This window comes from Streptomyces sp. NPDC041796 (assembly GCF_055590785.1).
Genome location: NZ_JBVJAH010000014.1, coordinates 134,586 through 156,925 on the forward strand (window position 1 = coordinate 134,586; position 22,340 = coordinate 156,925).

General features: G+C 70.9%; 22 protein-coding genes. 9 read left to right on the forward strand and 13 right to left on the reverse strand.

The window, feature by feature from the left end; translation table 11 throughout:
• Positions 1–35 precede the first annotated feature (35 nt).
• The 7 genes from ccsB to hemL all read right to left on the reverse strand — a co-directional run bounded on the left by ccsB (position 36) and on the right by hemL (position 7,639).
• Positions 36–1,112, reverse strand: coding sequence for a c-type cytochrome biogenesis protein CcsB (gene ccsB / locus ACZ6C1_RS26945; protein WP_469244026.1), 1,077 nt, complete (start codon positions 1,110–1,112; stop codon positions 36–38).
• Positions 1,109–2,767 carry a cytochrome c biogenesis protein ResB gene (gene resB / locus ACZ6C1_RS26950; protein ID WP_469244028.1) on the reverse strand — a complete coding sequence of 553 codons (1,659 nt, stop codon included), beginning with the start codon at positions 2,765–2,767 and terminating at the stop codon, positions 1,109–1,111. The genes ccsB and resB overlap by 4 nt, the downstream gene beginning before the upstream one ends.
• A 4-nt stretch (positions 2,768–2,771) precedes the next feature.
• Positions 2,772–3,539: a cytochrome c biogenesis CcdA family protein gene (locus ACZ6C1_RS26955; protein ID WP_469244030.1), complete on the reverse strand. Its 768-nt coding sequence runs from the start codon at positions 3,537–3,539 to the stop codon at positions 2,772–2,774.
• Between the two features lie 13 nt (positions 3,540–3,552).
• Positions 3,553–4,158 (reverse strand): TlpA family protein disulfide reductase, encoded by a 606-nt coding sequence (locus ACZ6C1_RS26960; protein ID WP_469244031.1) that lies wholly within the window; start codon positions 4,156–4,158, stop codon positions 3,553–3,555.
• Between the two features lie 67 nt (positions 4,159–4,225).
• The gene (locus ACZ6C1_RS26965; protein WP_469244032.1) at positions 4,226–5,461 is read right to left on the reverse strand and encodes a polysaccharide deacetylase family protein; all 1,236 of its coding nucleotides are present in this window, start codon (positions 5,459–5,461) and stop codon (positions 4,226–4,228) included.
• A gap of 184 nt (positions 5,462–5,645) precedes the next feature.
• Positions 5,646–6,335: a histidine phosphatase family protein gene (locus tag ACZ6C1_RS26970; protein ID WP_469244033.1), complete on the reverse strand. Its 690-nt coding sequence runs from the start codon at positions 6,333–6,335 to the stop codon at positions 5,646–5,648.
• On the reverse strand, positions 6,332–7,639 hold the full coding sequence (gene hemL, locus ACZ6C1_RS26975; RefSeq protein WP_469244034.1) for a glutamate-1-semialdehyde 2,1-aminomutase: 1,308 nt from the start codon (positions 7,637–7,639) through the stop codon (positions 6,332–6,334). Before hemL ends, ACZ6C1_RS26970 begins: the two co-directional genes overlap by 4 nt.
• A gap of 302 nt (positions 7,640–7,941) precedes the next feature.
• On the opposite strand from hemL, the gene ACZ6C1_RS26980 reads away from it, so the two are divergent.
• The 4 genes from ACZ6C1_RS26980 (at position 7,942) to ACZ6C1_RS26995 (ending at position 10,866) form a co-directional block, all read left to right on the forward strand.
• On the forward strand, positions 7,942–8,508 hold the full coding sequence (locus tag ACZ6C1_RS26980; protein ID WP_351819366.1) for a hypothetical protein: 567 nt from the start codon (positions 7,942–7,944) through the stop codon (positions 8,506–8,508).
• A gap of 203 nt (positions 8,509–8,711) precedes the next feature.
• Positions 8,712–9,260, forward strand: a complete 549-nt coding sequence (locus ACZ6C1_RS26985) for a GNAT family N-acetyltransferase (protein ID WP_469244035.1) — start codon at positions 8,712–8,714, stop codon at positions 9,258–9,260.
• Between the two features lie 43 nt (positions 9,261–9,303).
• Positions 9,304–10,056, forward strand: coding sequence for a phosphodiesterase (locus tag ACZ6C1_RS26990; RefSeq protein WP_469244036.1), 753 nt, complete (start codon positions 9,304–9,306; stop codon positions 10,054–10,056).
• Positions 10,057–10,131: 75 nt separating this feature from the next.
• The gene (locus ACZ6C1_RS26995) at positions 10,132–10,866 is read left to right on the forward strand and encodes a Mut7-C RNAse domain-containing protein (protein WP_469244037.1); all 735 of its coding nucleotides are present in this window, start codon (positions 10,132–10,134) and stop codon (positions 10,864–10,866) included.
• Between the two features lie 73 nt (positions 10,867–10,939).
• Here the strand turns inward: ACZ6C1_RS26995 and ACZ6C1_RS27000 are convergent, their stop codons facing one another.
• Entirely contained in the window at positions 10,940–11,518 is a 579-nt protein-coding gene (locus tag ACZ6C1_RS27000) for a TetR/AcrR family transcriptional regulator (RefSeq protein WP_469244038.1), read from the reverse strand.
• Positions 11,519–11,646: 128 nt separating this feature from the next.
• On the opposite strand from ACZ6C1_RS27000, the gene ACZ6C1_RS27005 reads away from it, so the two are divergent.
• A complete protein-coding gene (locus tag ACZ6C1_RS27005) occupies positions 11,647–13,068 on the forward strand; it encodes an FAD-dependent oxidoreductase (RefSeq protein ID WP_469244040.1) in 1,422 nt (473 codons plus the stop codon).
• A 55-nt stretch (positions 13,069–13,123) separates the two neighbouring features.
• Here the strand turns inward: ACZ6C1_RS27005 and ACZ6C1_RS27010 are convergent, their stop codons facing one another.
• Positions 13,124–13,831 carry an AAA family ATPase gene (locus tag ACZ6C1_RS27010; protein WP_469244042.1) on the reverse strand — a complete coding sequence of 236 codons (708 nt, stop codon included), beginning with the start codon at positions 13,829–13,831 and terminating at the stop codon, positions 13,124–13,126.
• A 42-nt stretch (positions 13,832–13,873) separates the two neighbouring features.
• The gene (locus tag ACZ6C1_RS27015; protein WP_469244044.1) at positions 13,874–14,395 is read right to left on the reverse strand and encodes a hypothetical protein; all 522 of its coding nucleotides are present in this window, start codon (positions 14,393–14,395) and stop codon (positions 13,874–13,876) included.
• 122 nt (positions 14,396–14,517) lie between these two features.
• Here ACZ6C1_RS27015 and ACZ6C1_RS27020 point away from each other — a divergent pair, with 122 nt between their 5' ends.
• The gene (locus ACZ6C1_RS27020) at positions 14,518–15,303 is read left to right on the forward strand and encodes an SDR family NAD(P)-dependent oxidoreductase (RefSeq protein ID WP_469244045.1); all 786 of its coding nucleotides are present in this window, start codon (positions 14,518–14,520) and stop codon (positions 15,301–15,303) included.
• A 274-nt stretch (positions 15,304–15,577) separates the two neighbouring features.
• Here ACZ6C1_RS27020 and ACZ6C1_RS27025 read toward each other — a convergent pair whose 3' ends face one another.
• Complete coding sequence (locus tag ACZ6C1_RS27025; protein WP_469244047.1) at positions 15,578–16,771, reverse strand: RtcB family protein; 1,194 nt, start codon at positions 16,769–16,771, stop codon at positions 15,578–15,580.
• Positions 16,772–16,961: 190 nt separating this feature from the next.
• On the opposite strand from ACZ6C1_RS27025, the gene ACZ6C1_RS27030 reads away from it, so the two are divergent.
• The 3 genes from ACZ6C1_RS27030 (at position 16,962) to ACZ6C1_RS27040 (ending at position 20,080) form a co-directional block, all read left to right on the forward strand.
• Complete coding sequence (locus tag ACZ6C1_RS27030) at positions 16,962–17,801, forward strand: DUF3558 domain-containing protein (RefSeq protein WP_469244049.1); 840 nt, start codon at positions 16,962–16,964, stop codon at positions 17,799–17,801.
• 145 nt (positions 17,802–17,946) lie between these two features.
• Positions 17,947–18,681, forward strand: a complete 735-nt coding sequence (locus ACZ6C1_RS27035; RefSeq protein ID WP_469244051.1) for a DUF3558 domain-containing protein — start codon at positions 17,947–17,949, stop codon at positions 18,679–18,681.
• 115 nt (positions 18,682–18,796) lie between these two features.
• Positions 18,797–20,080, forward strand: a complete 1,284-nt coding sequence (locus tag ACZ6C1_RS27040) for a DUF2637 domain-containing protein (protein ID WP_469244053.1) — start codon at positions 18,797–18,799, stop codon at positions 20,078–20,080.
• A 16-nt stretch (positions 20,081–20,096) separates the two neighbouring features.
• On the opposite strand, the gene ACZ6C1_RS27045 is transcribed toward ACZ6C1_RS27040, so the two are convergent.
• A complete protein-coding gene (locus ACZ6C1_RS27045) occupies positions 20,097–20,300 on the reverse strand; it encodes a hypothetical protein (protein WP_469244055.1) in 204 nt (67 codons plus the stop codon).
• 139 nt (positions 20,301–20,439) lie between these two features.
• A complete protein-coding gene (gene lysS, locus ACZ6C1_RS27050) occupies positions 20,440–22,182 on the reverse strand; it encodes a lysine--tRNA ligase (RefSeq protein WP_469244057.1) in 1,743 nt (580 codons plus the stop codon).
• Positions 22,183–22,340 lie beyond the last annotated feature (158 nt).

The following is a 22,340-nucleotide window of genomic DNA, read 5'->3' on the forward strand; positions in this document are numbered from 1 at the left end:
GTCCCGTGACGAGCGCTACCTCAGGCCCCCGGGCCTCACACGCCCGCGTACGAGTGGAGGCTGTTCACGAACATGTTGACGCCGTAGTAGTTGAAGAGCCAGCAGGCGAAGGCGATCAGCGCCACGTACGCCGCCTTGCGGCCCTTCCAGCCGGCCGTCGCCCGCGCGTGCAGGTACGCGGCGTAGGCGACCCACGTGATGAAGGACCAGACCTCCTTGGCGTCCCAGCCCCAGTAGCGGCCCCACGCGTCACCGGCCCAGATCGCGCCCGCGATGATCGTGAACGTCCACAGCGGGAAGACCGCCGCGTTGACCCGGTAGGCGAACTTGTCCAGGCTCGCGGCCGCCGGCAGCCGCTCCAGCACGGAGCGGGCGAAAGCGCTCGGCGTGCCGCCGTTCGCGAGCGTGTTCTCGTAGGAGTCCCGGAACAGGTAGAGCAGCGTGCCGACGGCACCCAGGTAGAACACCGCGCCGCAGAAGATCGCGGTCGAGACGTGGATCCACAGCCAGTACGAGTGCAGGGCCGGGACGAGCTGGTCGCTCTCCGTGTACAGCCAGGTCACGGCCACGCCCAGGTCCAGCAGGACTGTGGTGACCAGCGGGAGGCCCATCCAGCGGACGTTCTTCTTCGCGACCAGGAGGCCCAGGTACGCGCCGACCACCACGGTGGAGAAGGTGATCGAGAACTCGTACATGTTGCCCCAGGGCGCCCGCTGCACGGACAGGGCGCGGGCGACCACACCGGCGGCCTCGACGAGGAAGGCGAGGGTGGTCAGGGACACTGCGATGCGCCCGTACAGGTCTCCCTTCTCGTCGCCGCCGGCCGCGCCGGGACCGTCCGGCACGTCGCGGGTCCCGGCCGTGGAGCGGGTGACGACCTTCGGCCGGTCGAGGACGGCGGTGCCGCCCTGCTGCCCGGCACGCACCTGGGCCTGCGCCCGTGCGGCGGCGGGGGTCAGGGCCGCCGCCGTACGGCCGACCTTGCTCCGGCTGCCGAGGACCCACTCGGCGATGTGCGCGAGGAAGGCCAGGGTGTAGACGGCCATCGCGGAGTAGACGAGCACATTGCTCATCTCCGCCAGGCTCTCGTTGGTCGCGGCGGCGAGATTCACTTCTCAGCCCCTTCATCGGCTGGTTCAGGCGCGGTCGGCGCCTGCGCGTTCAGGGTCATGGCCAGGTCGGCCAGCTCCTCGGGGAGCTTCGCGGACTCGCTCCGCCCCAGCCCCGCCATCTCGACGACGGTCACGCCGTCGTCCCCCGGTACGGCCCGCACCCACACCCGGCGGCGCTGGATGAACAGCGAGCCGGCCAGCCCGGCGATCGCGGCGATCGCTCCGGCGAGGGCGAGGCCGTTGCCGGGCTGCTGGGAGATCTGGAAGCTGGCCCACTCCTTGATCTCCTTCTCGAAGGTGATCGAGCCCGCCCCGTCCGGAAGGGTCATGGTGTCGCCGGGCGCCAGCGTCTGCTTGAAGATGTCACCGTTCTCGTCCTTGAACGGCTTCATCTTGCTGGTGTCGAGCTGGTAGACGTTCTGCGGCAGGCCACCGTCGACGCGCAGGTCGCCGAGGTACGCGCTGAGGTTCAGCGCGGGCTGGGCGAGCCCGGGGAACCGGCTGAACATCTGGCCGCTGCCCTTGCCCGCGTACGTCGGCACGAAGAAGGCGGGGAAGCCGAGCTGGGCCTTCTTGCCGGTCTTGTCCCGGTAGCCGTCCATCACCTTGATCACGCCGGTGGAGGTGATGTTGTTGTCGATGGGCAGGAGCGGCACGGCGCCCTGGAACACCGTGCGGCCCTGGCGGTCCTTGACGGTGACGACGGGCGCGTACCCGTGGGCGATCAAGTAGACCTTCGAGCCGTCGATCTCCAGCGGCTCGTTGACCCGGATGACGCTCCGCTTCCGTACGCCGTCGCCCTTCGCGTACGTGACGTCCGCCTCGAAGGTGCGGGGCGTGCCGCGCTGCGGACCGCCGGTCTCGTACGTACCGGTGAACTGGTTCAGCTTGAAACTGAACGGCTCCAGCTCGTCGGTGGAGAACAGCGACCCGGATTTGAAGTCGTCGTACTGGGTGAGCGTGTTGGAGAAGCCGCCGCCCTCGATGATCAGCTTGCCGCCCTCGGACTTGAACAGCTGTCCCACCGCGAACGCCACCAGCATCACGATCAGCGCGATGTGGAAGACGAGGTTGCCGACCTCGCGCAGGTACCCCTTCTCGGCGGCGACGGCGTCACCGGCCGTATGGGCCCGGAAGCGCCGCTTCTTGAGCAGCGCCAGCGCCGCCTCGCGCACCTCCTCGGGCGCGGCCTCGGTGCGCCAGGTGGTGTACGCGGGCAGGCGGGTGAGCCGCCTGGGGGCGGCCGGCGGGCGCCCGCGCAGCTGCCCCGTGAACTGCCAGGTGCGCGGGACGATGCAGCCGATGAGTGAGACGAACAGCAGGATGTAGATCGCGGAGAACCACACCGAGCTGTAGACGTCGAACAACTGGAGGCGGTCGTAGATCGGCGCGAGGACGTCGTGCTGCTCCTTGAAGGAGCGGACCTTCATGTCGTCGACGCTGTTCTGCGGGATCAGCGAGCCGGGGATCGCACCGAGGGAGAGCAGGAAGAGCAGGATCAGCGCGACCCGCATGGACGTCAGCTGGCGCCAGAACCAGCGGATCCAGCCGAGGACGCCGAGCGCCGGGCCGCCGGTGAGGTCTTCCTTGGGGGCGGTCGAAAGCTGCGCGCCGGCCTCCGCCATGTCCCGCTCGGTCGTTTCAGTCTTGCTCATGGATCTAGATCCCCACCTGGAAGCCTGCGGACCACCCTTGCATCTGCTGCACCAGGCTGTCCCACGCACCTGTGAGCAGCAGCAGACCGGTCAGGATCATCATGCCGCCACCGATCCGCATCACCCACGCATAGTGCCGCTTGACCCAGGAGAAGGCACCGAGCGCCTTGCGGAAGGCGATCGCGGCGAGCACGAACGGCACCCCGAGGCCGAGGCAGTACGCCACGGTCAGCAGCGCCCCGCGCCCCGCGCTGGCCTCGTTGGCGGCGAGGGCCTGGACGGAGGCGAGCGTCGGTCCGATGCACGGCGTCCAGCCGATGCCGAAGAGCGCGCCCAGCAGCGGCGCCCCGGCCAGCCCGGACACCGGACGCTTGTGGAAACGGAACTCGCGCTGGGTGAACCAGGGCATGAGCCCCAGGAAGAAGATCCCCATCAGGACCATCAGGACGCCGAGGACGGTGGTGAGCGTCTCGCGGTGTGCCTGGAGGGTCCAGCCGAAGTAGCCGAAGAGGGCGCCGCCGGAGACGAACACGGCGGAGAAGCCGACGACGAAGAGGGCGGCCCCGGCGGCCATCCGGCCGCGCCGGGCCTCGGCGAGGTCGGTGCCGGTGACGCCGGTCACGTACGAGAGGTAGCCGGGGACGAGCGGCAGGACGCAGGGGCTGAAGAACGAGACCAGTCCGCCGAGCACGGCGACGGGCAGGGCCAGCAGGAGGGCACCGCTGAAGACCGTCTCGTTGCGGCCCAGCTCCTCGGCGGCGAGGAGGATCACAGGATCACGCCCGTCACTTCTCGGCCAGCAGCGGGTCGATCATCTTGCGGAGCTGGGTGTCGTCCAGCGCCCTGAGCGAGCGCGAGGCGATCTTCCCGTCGCGGTCGAGCAAGACGGTGGAGGGGATGCCCTGCGGGTTGAGGGTGCCCTTGGGGAAGCCGTAGAGGACGAGCTCGCCGTCCGGGTCGTAGAGGCTCGGGTAGGGGACCTCGTAGTCCTTCTCGAAGGCGAGGGCGGACTGCTTGTTGTGGTCGCGGGTGTTGATGCCGACGAACTCCACGCCCTTGGCTTTGAGCTCGCCCGCGACCTTGGCGAAGTGCTTGGCCTCCGCGCGGCACGGGCCGCACCAGGAGCCCCAGACGTTCAGCACGACGACCTTGCCCTTGAGGTCGGCGACGTCCAACTGCTTGCCGTCCAGGGTCTGACCCGCGATCTTGCCGGGTGCCCTGCGCTCGTCCTTGGCGACGGTGTCGACACCGCCGGTGTTGGTGACGAAGTTGGTGTTGCCGCCACCGCCGGACTTCCCGTTGGAGTCGCCGGTGCACGCGGTCAGCGTGAGCGCGGCGGCCAGGGCGCCGACGGCCAGGAGGGTGCCTCGGGGGGCGCGGCTGAAGCTCATGTGAAAAGTTTCGCATGTGCCTTTCGGGGATCTTGCGCGCCCCCCTGGCTGTCCGTGAAGCCCGATGTCAGGCGGACTTAAGGAAGCTGTTCCAGCCGCCCGTCGGCGATTGGCCCACCTCGAGCGTACGGAGCTTGTCGAGGATCTTCGGGTCCTGGACGTCGAGCCAGTCGACGAACTGCTTGAAGGACACCAGCCGCACGTCCTTCTTCCCGGCCATGCCCTTCAGCGCCTCTTCGACGGCGTCCATGTAGATGCCGCCGTTCCACTGCTCGAAGTGGTTGCCGATGTAGAAGGGCGCGCGATTCGACTCGTAGGCGCGGGTGAATCCGGCGAGGTAGGCCTCGGTGGCCTGCTTCTTCCATTCGGGATAGCGCGAGGGCATGCCCTTGGTCGTGTTCTGCGACTGGTTGGCGAGGATGTTGTAGTCCATGGACAGGACCTCGAAGGAACGCCCGGGGAAGGGGATCTGCTGGAGCGGCAGGTCCCACAGGCCCTGGCGCTTGACGGGCCACTTCTGGTGGCCGCCGGGTGAGCTGGCGTCGTAGCGCCAGCCGAGCTTCTTGGCGGTGGGCAGGAGGTTGTCCTGGCCGAGGAGGCAGGGGGTGCGGGCGCCGATGAGCTCCTTGCGGTAGTCGAAGGGCAGCGGATCGAGGTCGGTCCAGCCGCTGTTGGTCTTCCACTCCGTGACGAATTTCACGGCCTGGTCGATTTCGTTCTGCCAATCGGCCGGGGTCCACTTCTCGACCGAGCCGGAGCCGGCACAGAAGTGGCCGTTGAAGTGGGTGCCTATCTCGTGTCCGTCGAGCCAGGCCTGCCGGACGTACTTCAGTGTCTGCTTGATGTGGTCGTCGGTGAGGTAACCGATGTCCGAGGCGCCGGTGCGGTTGTTCGGCGGGCGGTAGAGGGTCTTCTTCGATTCGGGCAGGAGGTAGAGCCCGGAGAGGAAGAAGGTCATCGCCGCGTCGTGGTTCTTGGCGAGTTCCAGAAAGCGCGGGAAGAGGCCGTTGCCGACCTCGCCGGCGCCGTCCCAGGAGAAGATCACGAACTGCGGCGGGGTCTGCCCGGGCTCCAGCGGAACGGGCTTGTCGGGCTGGTTCGGCTGCTTTCCCGTGTCGGCGGTGGAACCGTCGCCTATGGGACGACCCTCTACCTTGCCGGGGGCCGCATCTTTCCGGCCGCCCTCACCGGGCTGGTTCCCGGGCTTGTCCGAGCCGCCGCCGAACCCGCAGCCGCCGACCCCGATCGCGGCCGCGGCTCCGACTCCGGCTCCCAGCAGGCCCCTTCGACTGATCCCGCGCATATCGTCCCCATCCGCGCTCGCTCGTTGCCGGACATACCTTCCAAACCGGCAATGTGTGAGAGGGGCGGAAGAAGAGGACGGTTCCCGCGATTACCACATAATCTGCTGTGTAACGGGATGGTTACCCGCTTGTGCGTCCGCCGGGGCGACCACGCGCCCCGGCGGATCGGGTGCCGGGCCCGGTTCAGGCGCCGAAGGCCTTGGACTTGCCCTTGACGGGCTTGGCACCGGCCAGCAGGTGCGGCGGGACGAGGTCACGGGCGGGCTCGCTGTAACCGACCGAGACGATCCTGTCGCCGCGGTAGGTGAACGTGGTCAGGGACGCGAGCGTGCACTGCCGGCGGCGCGGGTCGTGCCACAACCGCCGCCGCTCCACGAAGCTCCGGACGATCCAGATCGGCAGCTGGTGACTGACGCAGACCGCCTCGTGCCCGCGCGCCGCGTCACGCGCCGCGTTCAGGGCGCCCATCATCCGGACGACCTGGTCGATGTAGGGCTCGCCCCACGACGGCCGGAACGGGTTGGTCAGGTGCCGCCAGTTGGCGGGCCGGCGCAGCGCGCCGTCACCGACCCCGAACGTCTTGCCCTCGAAGACGTTGCCCGCCTCGATCAGCCGCTCGTCGGTGGCGAGGTCCAGCCCGTGCGACTTGGCGATCGGCTGGGCGGTCTCCTGCGCGCGCTCCAGCGGCGACGCGACGACATGGGTGACGTCCCGGCCCGCCAGGTGCTCGGCCACCCGGTCGGCCATCTGCCGGCCGAGCTCGGACAAGTGGTAGCCCGCCCGCCGCCCGTAGAGGACCCCGTCGGGATTGTGCACCTCGCCGTGGCGCATCAGGTGGACGACGGTGATGTCGTCCTTGCCGGTGGTGCTCATGCCGTGGCCTCCGCGGCGGCGCGCGCGGCGGCGGGCAGCGCGTCGGCGATCCGCTCCACCGCGCGCTCGTCGTGCGCGGTGGACACGAACCACGACTCGAAGGCGGACGGCGGCAGGTAGACGCCCTGCGCCAGCATGGAGTGGAAGAACGCGGTGAAGCGGAACGACTCCTGCTTCTTCGCGTCGTCGTAGTTCACGACCTCGGCGTCGGTGAAGAAGACGGAGAACATGTTGCTCGCCGTCTGGAGGCGGTGCGCCACGCCCTCCTTGGTGAGCGCCCGGGTCACCAGCCCCTGGATCTCGCGCGAGACGGCGTCGACCTTCTCGTACGCGGCGTCGTCCAGCAGCCGTAGCTGCGCGAGGCCGGCGGCCGTGGCGACCGGGTTGCCGGACAGGGTGCCCGCCTGGTAGACCGGGCCGGCCGGGGCCAGGTGCGCCATGACGTCGGCGCGGCCACCGAACGCGGCGGCCGGGAAGCCGCCACCCATCACCTTGCCGAAGGTCATCAGGTCGGGCGCGACGCCGTCGACGCCGTACCAGCCCGCCTTCGACGTACGGAAGCCGGTCATGACCTCGTCGGAGATGTACAGCGCCCCGTTCTGGGCGCACAGGTCCTTCAGCCCCTGGTTGAAGCCGTCGCGCGGCGGGACGACGCCCATGTTGCCGGGCGACGCCTCGGTGATCACGCAGGCGATCTCGCCGGGGTGGGCCGCGAAGGCCTGGCGCACGGCCTCGAGGTCGTTGTACGGCAGGACGATCGTGTCGCCCGCCTGGGCGCCGGTGACGCCCGGCGTGTCGGGCAGACCGAAGGTGGCGAGGCCGGAGCCGGCGGCGGCCAGCAGCGCGTCCACGTGCCCGTGGTAGCAGCCGGCGAACTTCACGACCTTGGCGCGGCCGGTGAAACCACGGGCCAGCCGGATCGCCGACATGGTGGCCTCGGTGCCGGACGACACCAGCCGGACCTGCTCCACAGGGGCGATCCGGGCGACGATCTCCTCGGCGAGCGCGACCTCGCCCTCACCCGGCGTTCCGAAGGAGGTGCCGCGGGAGACCGCCTCCTGGACGGCGGCGATCACCTCGGGGTGCGCGTGGCCGAGGATCATCGGCCCCCACGAGCAGACGAGATCGACGTACTCGCGCCCGTCCGCGTCGGTGAGGTACGGACCGGCACCGGACACCATGAACCGGGGCGTACCACCCACGGCCCGGAAGGCACGTACGGGAGAGTTCACGCCGCCGGGCGTCACGAGGGACGCGCGGTCGAAAAGCGTCTGTGAGACTGGGGCTTCGTATGAATACGGCACGTTGGTCCTGACCTGCGAGAACGAGTTGACGGCAGCAATGCTCGGGCATGGCGTCCGGGGCGGGGCAGTGAGCCCTCCTTGAACGGTCCGCCTGTCCGCGACGTTGTTTACGACGAGGCGCCGGACCTCCGGGTCTGCGAAACTGGGGCGTCATAGGGAATGCTCACGGAATCCATGGTGTCAGAGGCCAGGACGTTCTTGCGGACAGGTGTTTCACCGCACGTTCGTGGGGGAGGTCACTGTCACGATGATCGGGTTGCGCGGCGGGGGCTGTGTTACCTAAAAAGCAGTCGGGTGGAGATATGCATCGCGGTGGCGGACTGGGCGAGGGGACCGACGACCTGGGTCCTGAGCCTGCCCGGCGGGGGAAGCACCGGCGCGAGCAGGACAGAGCCTCCTTGGGGCCGATCGGGAGCGGTGGTGGCCGGGGCATGGGGGTGACCTACAAGTACTTCGGCGCTCCCAATGGCGCGACCGCCGCCCGCGTACCGATCTCGATGCGGCCCGAGGAACTGGGCGGCGACGAGCTGGGCATGGGTGGCATGTTCACCAAGATCAAGCCGGAGACCATAGCCGCCATGGTGCTGACCGGTATCCAGGGGATGCCGCTGCACAAGGTGCCGCCCCTGGAGCTGGTCGTGCTGCACCCCGACTACGCGGTGGTGAAGCTGCCGATGACGGTGGTCGACCCGCTGCGCGGCATCGGCGAGGAGTCGGTGGGCGCGGCGGCGTTCATCTGGTCGACCGTGCCGGACCGCGGCGGCCCGCGGGACGCGTTCAACGTGTACCAGCTGCTCCACGAGTGGCAGGACTTCTCGGTACGGCTGCACGAGGCCGGCCACCAGCCGTACTGCCTGGTCTGGCCCTGAGCCGGGGCCTCGCCCCGCGGCGCAGGCCGTCAGGGTCCCCGGTGCTGTTCCGGGCGTCGTTCCAGGGCGCCGTTGCCGGGCGTCGTTGTCGGGCGCCGCGTTGCCAGGCGCCGTTGACGGGCGTCGTTCCAGGGCGCCGTTGCCGGGCGCCGGGGGACCGTTGCCCACCCGTCGCTGTCAGAGCCCCGCCCTACAGTGCCGGTATGGGAAGTGACGTGTCGCCGGTGCGCATCGAGGCGTGGTCGGAGCGGGACCTCGACCTGCTCCGCGCCGTCAACGCGCCGGAGCTGATGGGGCACCTGGGAGGCCCCGAGACCGAGGAGCAGCTGGTCAAGCGCCACCAGCGGTATGTGGACCTCAGCACCGACCGGACGGGGGCCGGGCGGATGTTCCGGATCGTGCTGGAGCCGGAGGAGGTCCCGGTGGGAGTGATCGGCTTCTGGGAGCAGACCTGGGACGGGATACGGGTGTACGAGACGGGCTGGACGGTGCTGGGCGGCTTCCAGGGGCGGGGCGTCGCGACGGCGGCGACGGCGGCCGTGGTGGAGCGGGCCCGGGCGGCGCGCAAGCACCGGTATCTGCACGCCTTCCCGTCCGTGGACAACGCCGCGTCGAACGCGGTGTGCCGGAAGGCCGGTTTCCGGCTGCTCGGCGAGCGCGACTTCGAGTACCCGCCGGGGAATCCGCTCCGCACCAACGACTGGCGGCTGGACCTGAAAGCCTCCGGCGCGAGGGGCCGGCTCCTAGGCTGATCAACCACGAGGCGCTGTCCCACCGCCCACCGGAGGTCGTCCCATGCTGCTTGCCCACATCAGTGACCTGCACCTCGACGGCACGGAGCGCGCGACGGAGCGCGCGACCCGTGTCGTCGCCCACCTGAACGGCCTGTCGCAGCGGCCGGACGCGGTGCTGGTCACCGGTGACATCGCGGACCACGGCGCACCCGAGGAGTACGCGGAGGCGGCACGGCTGCTCGGCACCCTGGACGCACCCGTCCTCACCTGCCCCGGCAACCACGACGACCGCGCCACGTACCGCAAGGTGCTGCTGGGCGGGGACGGGCCAGGAGGCACCGGGCCGGTCAACGAGGTGCACCTGGTGGCCGGGCACGCGCTGCTGCTGTGCGACTCGACGATCCCCGGCGAGGACGAGGGGCTGCTCGACGACGAGACGCTCGACTGGCTGGCGTGCACGCTGGACGACCTCGGCGACACCCCGGCGATCCCCGCGTTCCACCACCCGCCGGTCCTCCTGCACCATCCGTACGTCGACTCGCTGAACCTCACGAACGCGGACCGGCTGGCCGCCGTGCTGGAGGGGCGGACCAACGTCCCGGCCGTCCTGACCGGTCACGCCCACACGCCCGCGGCCACCACCTTCGCCGGCCGCCCGTTGCTGGTCGCCCCGGGCGTCGTCTCGACCCTGCGCCTTCCGTGGGAGAGCGGCGAGGGCGTGACGGACCGGACGGCTCCGCCCGGGGTGGCGTTCCACGTGGTGACGGGCGACGGGCGGGTGACGACGCACTTCAGGGTCGTGGCGCAGGGCTGACCGGCCCGAGGTGCGCCGGCCCGGCCCGGGGAAATGGCCTGGCCGGTCCCACACGCCCGGTGGCATGCTGACGGCGTGAACGGACCGGAGATCCACATCAGCTTCGCGCCCGGCCTGGGCCTGTTCGTCGCCGCCCCGCGCCGGGCCGGCCGCTCCGTCGTGGTCACCGACGGGGCGTCGACGCTCGGCCATGTCGTCGAGTCGCTCGGCGTACCGCTCACGGAGGCGGGCCTGTTGCTGGTGGACGGGCGGCCGGTCACGCCCGCGCACATCCCGGCCGTCGGCGAGCACGTCCAGGTGCTCGGCGTCCAGCGCCCGCAGCCGGTGCCCGGCGCGCCGCTCCGGTTCCTGCTCGATGTCCATCTGGGCACGCTGGCGCGCCGGTTGCGGCTGCTGGGCGTGGACGCGGCGTACGAGAGCGAGGACATCGGTGACGCGGCGCTGGCCACGTGGTCGGCGAAGGAGCGTCGTGTGATGCTCTCGCGCGACCGTGGGCTGCTGCGGCGCCGCGAGCTGTGGGCCGGGGCGTACGTCTACAGCGACCGGCCGGACGACCAGCTGCGGGACGTGCTGGAGCGGTTCGCCCCGCCGCTCGCCCCGTGGACGCGGTGCACCGCCTGCAACGGGCCGCTCACGGACGCCGACAAGGACGCGGTGCGGGGCCGGCTGGAGCAGGGCACGCAGCGGACGTACGACGTCTTCGCCCAGTGCACCGCGTGCGACCGGGTCTACTGGCGCGGTGCGCACCACGCCCGCCTGGAGGCGATCGTGGAGAACGCCCTGCGCGAATTCGGCGGCGCGGCCGCCTAGACCGAGGGAGCCGGCGCGCGCAGGCGCGCCGGCCCGGCACGGCGCCGAGCTCGGCGCGTACGCCGCGGTGGGTCTACGGAGACGGCTGTTCCCACGGGTCTTCGGCCGTCAGGTACCGCTGCACGGTCGGCGCGAGCCAGGCGACCACTTCGTCGCGCGTCATCTCGACGGCCGGAGGCAGTCGCAGCACGTAGCGGGCCAGCGCCATGCCCAGGATCTGCGAGGCGGCGAGGGCGGCGCGGCGCGGGGCGTCGGCGGGGTCGGGGGAGACACCGGCCGCGATGGGGCCGAGCTGCGTCCGGAACACGCTGCGCATGCGCTCGGCGCCGGCGTCGTTGGTGACCCCCACCCGCAGCACGCCGGTCAGCACGTCGTCCTGCTCCCAGCGGTCGAGAAAGTGCGAGACGAGGACCGCGCCAATGTGCCGGGCGGGCAGCGCCCCGACGTCGGGCAGGCGCAGGTCGATCTCGGAGGCGGCGGCGAACAGCCCCTCCTTGCTGCCGTAGTACCGCATGACCATCGACGGGTCGATCCCCGCGTCGCGGGCGATGGAGCGGATGGTGGCGCGCTCGTACCCGTCGGCGGCGAAACGCTCCCGGGCCGCCTCCAGGATGGCGGCGCGGGTGGTGTCGGAGCGGCGGGTCGGCGTCATGCCAACAACTGTAGGCCAACAACCGTTGACACGCCAGTCGCGCCCGGTCTACCGTTGCCAACAAGCGTTGACCAACAGTCGTTGACCAACACTCGTTGACCCCATTCGGGGGCACCCAGGAGGCAGCCATGAACGGCACGGCCGGCACGGAGATCGACGTCATCGTCGTGGGCGCGGGTCCCACAGGACTGCTGCTCGCCGGCGACCTCGCCACCGCAGGCCTGAAGGTCACCGTCGTCGAGCGGCGACCCCACGGGATCAGCAACATGACGCGGGCGTTCGGCGTGCACGCCCGGACTCTCGAACTGCTCGACGCCCGGGGCCTGGCGGACGAGCTGGTCAAGACGGGCACCCCCATCGCCCGGCTCCGGTTGTTCCGCAGGCTGTCCTTCGACCTGTCCGGGCTGCAGTCCCGCTTCCCCTTCCTGCTCGTCACCCCGCAGTACGAGGTCGAGCGCCTCCTGGAGCGCCGGGCCGTGGCCGCCGGCGCCGAGTTCCGGTACGGCACGGAGCTGCGCGCCCTGCGCCAGGACGCCGACACGGTGACCGCCGAGGTCCTGACCACGGACGGGGCGACGGCCACTCTGCGGGCCCGCCATCTCGTCGGCGCCGACGGCCACCGCAGCGCCGTGCGCCGCGAACTGGGCCTGCCGTTCCCGGGCCGCTCGGTGATCCGCTCCATCGTGCTCGCGGACGTCCGTCTCACCGAAGAACCCGAAGAAGCGGTCATGGCCAACAGCAACAACGGGGAGACGTTCTCCTTCATCGCGCCCTTCGGCGACGGCTGGTACCGCGTCATGGGCTGGAACCGCCACCGCCAGGTCCCCGACAGCGCGCCCGTCGACCTCGAAGAGGTGCGCGAGATCGCCCGGCTCACCCTCGGCTCGGACCTCGGAATGCACGACGCCCGCTGGATCTCCCGATTCCACAGCGACGAGCGCCAGGTCCCCGCATACCGCACGGGCCGCGTCTTCCTTGCCGGGGACGCGGCACACATCCACTCCCCGGCCGGCGGCCAGGGCCTGAACACCGGCCTCCAGGACGCCGCGAACCTCTCCTGGAAGCTCGTCTCCGTCCTGCGCGGGGAAGCCCCCGACCCCGAGGCGCTCCTGGACAGCTACCACTCCGAGCGGCACCCGGTCGGCGCGATGGTGCTGCGCAGCAGCGGCGCCATCGTCCGCCTCGCCATGGCCCACACCCCCGCCCAGCGCGCCGTCCGCGCCCTCGGCGCCGGCTTCCTGAACGCGGTCCGCCCGGCGGCCACCAAGGCGATGGGCATGATCAGCGGCATCGGTATCGCGTACGGCGCCGAGCGGGGCGCCCACCGTCTGACGGGCCGACGCGCCCCGGACCTGGCGCTCACCGAAGGGCGGCTGTACGAGCTGCTCCGCGCGGGGGAGTTCGTCCTCGTCGCGCCGCAGGGCACCGCCCCTCAGGGCCCCCACGCCCCCGTGCCGGGTCGCGTCATACGGGCGAGCTGGGCGAACAGCGCCCGCCACGACACTCTCCTGGTCCGCCCCGACGGTTACATCGCCTGGGCCGCGAACTGAGGGTCCTGGCCCTCTTCCCACCGAATCAGGGATGTCGCGCCGCCCTCGCCGGGGGTCATTCCAGCACGTGCCGCAAGTACGCCTGGGGGTCGGCGAGATAGCGGCGCCAGTGGTCGACGAGGGCCAGGTCCCGCCACGCCACCCGCCGCAGACCGTGGTCGCCGACCTCGACGATATCCGCGCCCGGCAGGGCGGTCAGCAGCGGGGAGTGGGTGGCGCAGACGACCTGGCCGCCCTTCTTGACCAACTGGTCGATGTGTCCCAGCAGTTCGAGGCAGGAGCCGAAGGAAAGCGCTGCCTCGGGCTCGTCCAGCACGTAGAGGCCGGGCTGGAGGAACTTCCCGCGGAACGCCGCGAGGAAGCCCTCGCCGTGGCTCACGTACTCCGGTGCGAACCCTTCCCGGTCCAGCGCGTCCAGTGCCGTCTCGGCCCGCAGGAAGAACCCCTTGCGAGCGGCCCGGCTCCCGAGCATGCGACGCCCCTGCGGTGCCGCCTCGAACCGGATCCGCTCCCCCAGTACGGACTTGCCGCGCTGCGTGGCGTACCGCCAGTCGTGCGAGCCGCCCCAGGAGTCCAGCCCGAAGCCCTCCGCCAGGGCCTCGACCAGCGTCGACTTGCCCGAGCCGTTCTCCCCGACCAGGAAGGTCACCGGCGCGGTGAACCGCAGCCCCTCCTCCATCAGCTCCCGCACACACGGCACCGACCAGGGCCACTCGCCCTCGTCGTAGGCGGCCACATGGGCGTACGCACGTTCGACGATCACGCCCCGAGTGTCACCTCCGCCGCCACCATGGGGCAAACGGCGTCAGAAGACGTACGGATCACCGGTGGCGAGGACCAGCACCCGGTGGTCGTTGTCGGCGGGGTTCCGGTCGGTCGCGCCGCCGTTCCACGCGGTGGCCACACGAGCCGTCAGCTCCTGAGGCACGCCGCTCGCCCGCAGGCTCAGCACCGTCTGCTGCCGCGTTCCGTCGGCCCGCAATGGTCCGGTGGAGCACAGCACCTCCCGGTCGCCGCCCCACACGCAGCCGCCCGGCAGTGGGTGCCCGGCGGCCAGCGGCGCCGAGAAGGCCAGCCGCACGGTCGTGTCGTCGAGCGCCGACGGCCCGCGGTTCTCACTCAGCAGCACGATGTCGAGCCGCCCGTCCCAGAGGGAGACATGGCCGTGGTGCGACACGTCCGCCTCCGGGGCCACCGTGTCCGGGACCACCGCCGTCTCCACGGCCACCGCCTCCGGAGCCGCCGTCCCCGCGGCACCGCCGCCCACGCCCACCACCGCCGCAACGGCGACGGACGTCACCAGCAGACCCCTGCGCATCGCAAACATGCCTTGAACATACCGATATGACCGAATCCCGTAGGCCTCCCCCGCCGCTCGGACGGGATCTTCCCGGCCACCTATGCTGACCGCGTACCGGCTGTTCGATCACCCGCGCGAGGAGTACCGCCATGACCGCCGCCGCCACCCCCGCCGGCTCGCCCGACCTGCCCGTCGCCGTCGTGACCGGCGCGAGCAGCGGCATCGGCGCCGCCACGGCACGGCAGCTCGCCACGACCGGCCACCACGTCGTCCTCACCGCCCGCCGCAAGGACCGCGTCGAGGCCCTCGCCGCCGAACTCACCGCCGCGGGCCACCGGGCGACGGCGTACGCGCTCGACGTCACCGACCGCGCGGCCGTCGACGCCTTCGCCGCCGGCCTGGAGCGCTGTGACGTCCTCGTCAACAACGCGGGCGGCGCCCTCGGCGCGGACCCCGTCGCCACCGGTGACCCCGCCGACTGGCGCCAGATGTACGAGGTCAACGTCATCGGGACGCTGCACATGACCCAGGCCCTGCTCCCCGCCCTCACCGCGAGCGGCGCGGGCACGGTGGTCGTCGTCTCCTCCACCGCCGGCCACGCCACCTACGAGGGCGGTGCGGGTTACGTGGCCGCCAAGAACGGCGCCCGCGTCATCGCCGAGACGCTCCGCCTCGAAATCGTCGGCACCCCGGTCCGCGTCATCGAGATCGCGCCCGGCATGGTCAGGACGGACGAGTTCGCCACCACCCGCTTCCGCGGCGACACCGAGAAGGCCGCCAAGGTATACGCGGGCGTCCCCAACCCCCTGTCCGCCGACGACGTCGCCGACACCATCACCTGGGCGGTCACCCGCCCCGCCCACGTCAACATCGACCTCCTGGTCGTCCGCCCCCGCGCCCAGGCCTCCAACACCAAGGTCCACCGGGAGTTGTGACCTCCGCGACACGGTGAACGGCCACCGCGACAGCGCGGACGGCCCCGACAACACCGTGAACGGCCTCCGCGACAGCGCGGACGGCCCCACGACTGCGGACGACCTCCGCGACAGGCCGCGGACGCCCCCCGCACACGTGAGAGGCCTCGCGACAGGCCGCGGACGCCCCCCGCACACGTGAAAGGCCTCGCGACAGGCCGCGGACGCCCCCCCCGCACACGTGAAGGGCCCCGGCGCCAACCCGCCGGGGCCCTCCGCCTTCCCACCGTCCGCGTCAGCCCTTGACGCAGATCACCTGCTTCAGCTTCGCCACGACCTCCACCAGGTCGCGCTGCTGGTCGATGACCTTCTCAATCGGCTTGTACGCACCCGGGATCTCGTCCACGACGCCGGAGTCCTTCCGGCACTCCACGCCCCGCGTCTGCTCCTCCAGGTCCCGTGTCGAGAAGCGCCGCTTCGCGGCGCTGCGGCTCATCTTCCGGCCCGCGCCGTGCGAGGCGGAGTTGAAGGACGCCGCGTTGCCGAGGCCCTTGACGATGTACGAGCCGGTGCCCATCGACCCCGGGATGATGCCGAAGTCGCCGGAGCCCGCCCGGATCGCGCCCTTCCGCGTGACCAGCAGGTCCATCCCGTCGTACCGCTCCTCCGCCACATAGTTGTGGTGGCAGGAGATGACCTGGTCGAAGGTCACCTTGGCCTTCTTGAACTCCTTGCGGACCACGTCCTGGTAGAGGCCCATCATGATCGCGCGGTTGTACTTGGCGTACTCCTGCGCCCAGAAGAGGTCGTTCCGGTACGCCGCCATCTGCGGGGTGTCCGCGACGAAGACGGCGAGGTCACGGTCGACCAGCCCCTGGTTGTGCGGCAGCTTCTGCGCCTGGCCGATGTGGTACTCGGCCAGCTCCTTGCCGATGTTCCGGGAGCCGGAATGCAGCATCAGCCAGACCGAACCGGACTCGTCGAGACAGAATTCAATGAAGTGGTTACCGGATCCGAGCGAACCCATCTGCTTCGCCGCCCGGTCACGACGGAACCTGACCGCTTCCGCCACGCCGTCGAACCGCGACCAGAAGTCGTCCCAGCCCGACGTCGGGAAGCCGTGCAGCCGGCCGGGGTCGACCATGCCGTCGTGCATACCGCGCCCGACGGGAATGGCCTGCTCGATCTTCGAGCGCAGCCTCGACAGGTCACCGGGCAGGTCGTTCGCCGTCAGCGAGGTCTTCACCGCCGACATCCCGCAGCCGATGTCCACCCCGACCGCCGCCGGGCAGACCGCCCCGCGCATCGCGATCACCGATCCGACCGTCGCACCCTTGCCGTAGTGCACGTCCGGCATCACGGCCAGGCCCTTGATCCACGGCAGGGTGGCGACGTTGTGCAACTGCCGCATCGCCCCGTCCTCCACCGTCGAAGGATCGGTCCACATCCGGATCGGGACGTTCGCCCCGGGCACCTCTACATACGACATGATTCCTCAATTCCCCCGAAAAGTCCGAAAGCGCAAAAACCGGCTCCAAGGTCCGCGAAAGAGACAGCGGACCGGCATCGACGGCGGCGCGTGCGATACACATTGTGTTCATCGACCGACGACCGGCGGCAACCCGTTTTCCCCGCACCGGCCGTACCGATCGGCACCAGAGCGAAAGGAGCCCGGGACCGTGCAGCGAAGGGCGTACGTACCCGGTGTGGCCGCACTCCTCGCGGCGCTCACCGTCGGCGTCACCGGCCTGACCGGATGCAGCGCCGGCTCCGGACCGGACGGTGCCGCCACCGACTCCAAGGCGGGCGACACCGCGGACACCACCGTCCAGCCGGGCAAGTACCGCACGCTCCTCGAACCCTGCGGCTCCATCCAGCGCTCCACGCTCAAGGACCTCCTGCCCGGCGCCGCCCAACTGCCCGAGGAGCAGCGTGAGCGGGTCTACCGCGGCACCGCCGCCGTCACCTACGACACGGACCGCCGCGCCGGCTGCAGCTGGAAGACCGACGGCCCCGACGCCTCCCACCAGCTGACCGTCGACTTCGAGCGCGTCGTCTCCTACGACCCCACCGTCAGCGACGACGACCGTGCCCAGCAGGTGTACGCGGGCAAGGAAGCCGCCGCCGGGCTCCCCGCCCAGACCACCGCCCCCGCCGACGGCAAGGCGCAGCAGGCCCCGCCCGCGACCGGCTCCACCGGCCCCTCCGCGAACCCCGCCGCGAAGTCCCCCGCGGGCCCCACCCCGGCCGCCACCGGCAGCCCCACCGCCCCCGAGGGCCTGGAGCCGCGCGTCCTGGCCGACCTCGCGGACGCGGCGTTCCTCGACGACGTCCTGACCCGCGCCGGTTCGACCGCGCAGCACCGCACCGTGAGCGTGGTGTTCCGCACATCGAACGTCATCGTGACCATCCGGTACGGCGAGCAGCCCGCCCGTGTCACCGAGGTGCCGGACAGCAAGGAACTGCAGGAAAAGGCCCAGGGTCTGGCCCGGAACCTCGCCGAGAGGCTGGAGGAGTAGCCTCCCCCGCACGGCGCCCCGAGGCCCCCGGCGCCCACCCGCCCACCACCACCCAAGGCCCCCGTGGACGTCCCGACTCGGGCTACCGTGTCGGAACCGTAGACCGTAGGACCGCCGGACCGTACGACAAGCGACTGAAGGAACCATGCACCGATCAGCCCCGCGACTCACCCGCATACTCGCCTGCGCAGCCGTACCGGTGATGCTCGTCGTCGCCGGCTGCTCGTCGGACTCCGACAGCAAGAGCGGCAAGAGCGACGCGAACGCGCAGTCGCCGTCCGCCGCCTCCTCGCCGCAGACCGCCGTGAAGCCCACGCCGAGCGTCGCTCCCGCGAAGTACACCAAGCTGCCCGAGGCCTGCAAGGCGATCACCGGGAAGACGATCGAGGACCTGGTGCCGGAGGTGAAGAACGAGAAGGGCACGCCCGGCAAGTCCAGCGACACCGCGAGCCGCGGCAGCTGCGCCTGGAACGGCCTCGACGACAACGGCGTCAAGGGCTCGCAGTACCGCTGGCTCGACATCTCCCTCCTGCGGTACGACTCCGACCCGTCGCTGGGCAGCGGCGAGCAGCGCGCGCAGGCGAACTACACCAAGGAGGTCGCCAAGGTGAAGGCGACCGAAGGTGCCACCAGCGTCAAGACCTCGCCCGCCGGGGGCGTCGGCAACGAGTCGACGGCCATCAGCTACGGCCTGAAGAAGACCGACGAGGACTTCAAGTACGCGGCGATCGTGACCCGCACGGAGAACGTCCTCATCACCGTCTCCTACAACGGCGCCGGTTACGCGGGTGCCAAGACCCCGACCCCGTCGGACCTGATGGAGGACGCGGTCAAGGCCTCCAAGGAGGCGGTTGCCGCCGTCGCGGCGGCCAACAAGTAGCCCTCCACGAACGCTTTGCGGAGCCCGGCCCTCCCCCGAGGTCCGGGCTCCGCACACGTGTGCCAGGCTGTGCCCGCTCAGATTCATCAAGGGGAGGGGATCGCGGGTGGCCGCGATGCAGCTGACACGGACACACCGAATACTCATCGGCGTCGTCATCACCGGTGCGGTGATCATCGCCGCCATCGGTTTCGCCGGTTCGTACGCGGCGGTGCGCGAGCTGGCGGAGAAGAAGGGCTTCGGCGACTTCTCGCTGGTCTTCCCCATCGGCATCGACGCCGGCATCTGTGTCCTGCTCGCCCTCGACCTGCTGCTGACCTGGCTGCGCATCCCCTTCCCGCTGCTGCGCCAGACGGCGTGGCTGCTGACCGCCGCGACGATCGCCTTCAACGGCGCGGCCTCCTGGCCCGACCCGCTCGGCGTCGGCATGCACGCCGTCATCCCGATCCTCTTCGTGGTGGCGGTCGAGGCCGCGCGGCACGCCATCGGCCGGATCGCCGACATCACGGCCGACAAGCACATGGAGGGCGTACGCCTCACCCGGTGGCTGCTCTCGCCGGTGCCCACCTTCCGGCTGTGGCGCCGGATGAAGCTGTGGGAGCTGCGCTCCTACGAGCAGGTCATCAAGCTCGAACAGGACCGGCTCATCTACCAGGCCCGCCTCCAGGCCCGCTTCGGCCGCGCCTGGCGCCGCAAGGCGCCGGTGGAGGCCCTGATGCCGCTGCGGCTGGCGAAGTACGGCGTGCCGCTCGCCGAGACGGCGCCGGCGGGCCTGGCGGCGGCGGGCATCGAACCGGTACTGCTGCCGCCGAACCCCCTCCCGCCGGGGAAGGCGACGCCCGAGCTGGAGCTGCTCCAGCACATGACCCCCGACGAGCAGGACCAGCCCCGGGCCCAGGACCATCCGCAGCCGCAGCACCTCTCCCGGCCACAACCGCAGCCCGAGCCCCGGCCCGAGCTCCAGCCCGAACCTCAGCCGGAACCACAGCCGGAGCCGGAACCGGAAACACAGCCCGAGCCCGAGCCTCCCGCCAACCACGTGAGCCCCTGGTTCGCCGCCGCCCAGCTTCCGCAGGACGCCTACGAGCGCGGTTACGCCCCCGCCTACGTCGACGACCAGGAGCCCGTCCCCGTCGCCCCGGGTCCCGACACCGGTGAGGAGCCGCTGCCCGCCGAGCTCGCCGGCCCGGACGCCGAGGAGTTCAGCCGCCTCGTGTACCCGGTGTTCAAGCAGTTCGTCGACGAGAACAGCGGCTGGCCGAGCGTGGAGGCCCTGGACATCCACTTGGCCGACGCCCATGGCATCCGCCACCCGTTGAGCGCCGTCCTGCTGCGCCGCCTGCTGCCCGAGTTCAAGCACCGTTACCAGGCGCAGCTGGCCGCCGACCACATCGCGTAGCCGACGGTCGCGGGGCTCACCGCTTCGCCCGGACCTTCGCCGTCTCCCCGTACACGGCGAGGGCCGCGCCGAGCACCGCGATCACGGCGTACCCGGCCGTGGGGATCTCCCACCACTTGTGGAGCATGCCCCAGGGCCCGTCCCCGAAGGTCCGTCCCGCGACACCCAGAACGCCCTGGATGCCGGTGACCCATCCGATGACCGCCACGATTTCCTTCATGGCTCCACGGTCGCGTGCCCGATGGCCGGACGCGTCCTGCGCCGGACCGAGACCCGGGTCATCCGAAGGATGCAGAAACGCCCGGAGGGCCCTCACCCGCGGGTGAGGGCCCTCCGGCAGTCCTCCGGTGTCGCGACGCCTAGGCGCCGAGCAGCTTGCGCACCCGGTCGGCGCCCACCGCCAGCAGCAGCGTGGGCAGCCGCGGCCCGGTGTCCCGGCTGACCAGGAGCCGGTAGAGCAGGGCGAAGAAGGTGCGCTGGGCGACCTTCAGCTCCGGCGTCGGCTTCGCCTCCGGGTCGAGCCCGGCCATCACCTTCGGCACGCCGTAGACGAGGGTGGTGAGCCCGTCGAGCGACCAGTGGCTGTCCAGGCCCTCCAGCAGCAGGCGCAGCGACTCCCGCCCCTCCTCGTCCAGCGAACCGAGCAGCTCGGTGTCGGGCTCGGCACGGACGATGGTGCGCTGGTCGGCCGGGACGTGCGTGGAGATCCAGTTCTCCGCGCGGTCCAGCCGCGGCCGCGCCTCGTCGAGCGAGGCCAGCGGGTTGGCCGGGTCCAGCTCGCTGAGGATGCGCAGCGTCTGCTCGTCATGCCCGGCGGTGATGTCCACGACCGAGGCGAGCGTCCGATACGGCAGCGGGCGCGGCGTCCGCGGCAGCTCACCGGCCGCCGTGCGCACCGCGCGGGAGTGGGCGGCGGCGTCGGCCGGCAGCACGCTGCCGTCGGCGACCTTCGCCTCCAGCTTGTCCCACTCGTCGTACAGCCGCTGGATCTCCTGGTCGAAGGCGATCTTGAAGGCCTGGTTGGGCTTGCGGCGCGCGTACAGCCAGCGCAGCAGCGGTGCCTCCATGATCTGCAGCGCGTCTGCCGGGGTCGGCACACCGCCCTTGGAGGACGACATCTTCGCCATGCCGGAGATGCCGACGAACGCGTACATGGGGCCGATCGGCTGGACGCCGTCGAAGACCTCACGCACGATCTGCCCGCCCACCACGAACGACGACCCGGGCGAGGAGTGGTCGACACCGCTGGGCTCGAAGATCACGCCCTCGAACGCCCACCGCATCGGCCAGTCGACCTTCCAGACCAGCTTGCCGCGGTTGAACTCGCTCAGCTTCACCGTCTCGGCGAAGCCGCAGACGCAGCTGTAGGTCATCTCGGTCGACTCGTCGTCGTACGAGACGACCGTCGTCAGGTCCTTGCCGCACTGCCCGCAGTACGGCTTGTAGGGGAAGTAGCCCCCGGCGCCGCCGGAGCCGTCGTCCTCACCGGCCGCGCCGGAGCCCTCCTCGGCGACCAGCTCGGCCTCGTCGACCGGCTTCTGCTGCTGCTTCTTCGGCTTGCCGGTCGCCTTGTCCTTCGTCCGGTACCGGTCGAGGATCGCGTCGATCGCGCCCCGGTGCCGCATCGCGTGCAGGATCTGCTCGCGGTACGCACCGGAGGTGTACTGCTCGGTCTGGCTGATGCCGTCGTACTCGACACCCAGCTCGGCCAGCGACTCGATCATCCCGGCCTTGAAGTGCTCCGCCCAGTTCGGATGCGCGGAGCCGGCGGGGGCGGGGACCGAGGTCAGCGGCTTGCCGATGTGCTGCTCCCACGAGCCGTCCACGCCGGGGATGCCCACCGGCACCTTGCGGTACCGGTCGTAGTCGTCCCAGGAGATCAGGTGACGGACCTCGTGCCCCCGCCGCCGGATCTCGTCGGCGACCAGGTGCGGGGTCATGACCTCGCGGAGGTTGCCCAGGTGGATGGGGCCCGACGGGGACAGACCGGAGGCGACCACGACCGGTTTCCCAGGCGCACGTCGCTCCGATTCGGCGATGACCTCGTCCGCGAAACGGGAGACCCAGTCGGTCTCGGTGCTGCTCTGAGCCACGATCGGCACGTCCTTGATTCCTCGGTCTTCTCGAAGGCTGGCGTAAGACATTCTCCCAGACGGAACAACATCCCCCGAGGTTGTCCACAGGCCGGGCAAAGCCACGACAAAGAGCTTGCGGACCCATGGGACACTTGACAACCGGAATAGGCATTCACCACCACGAC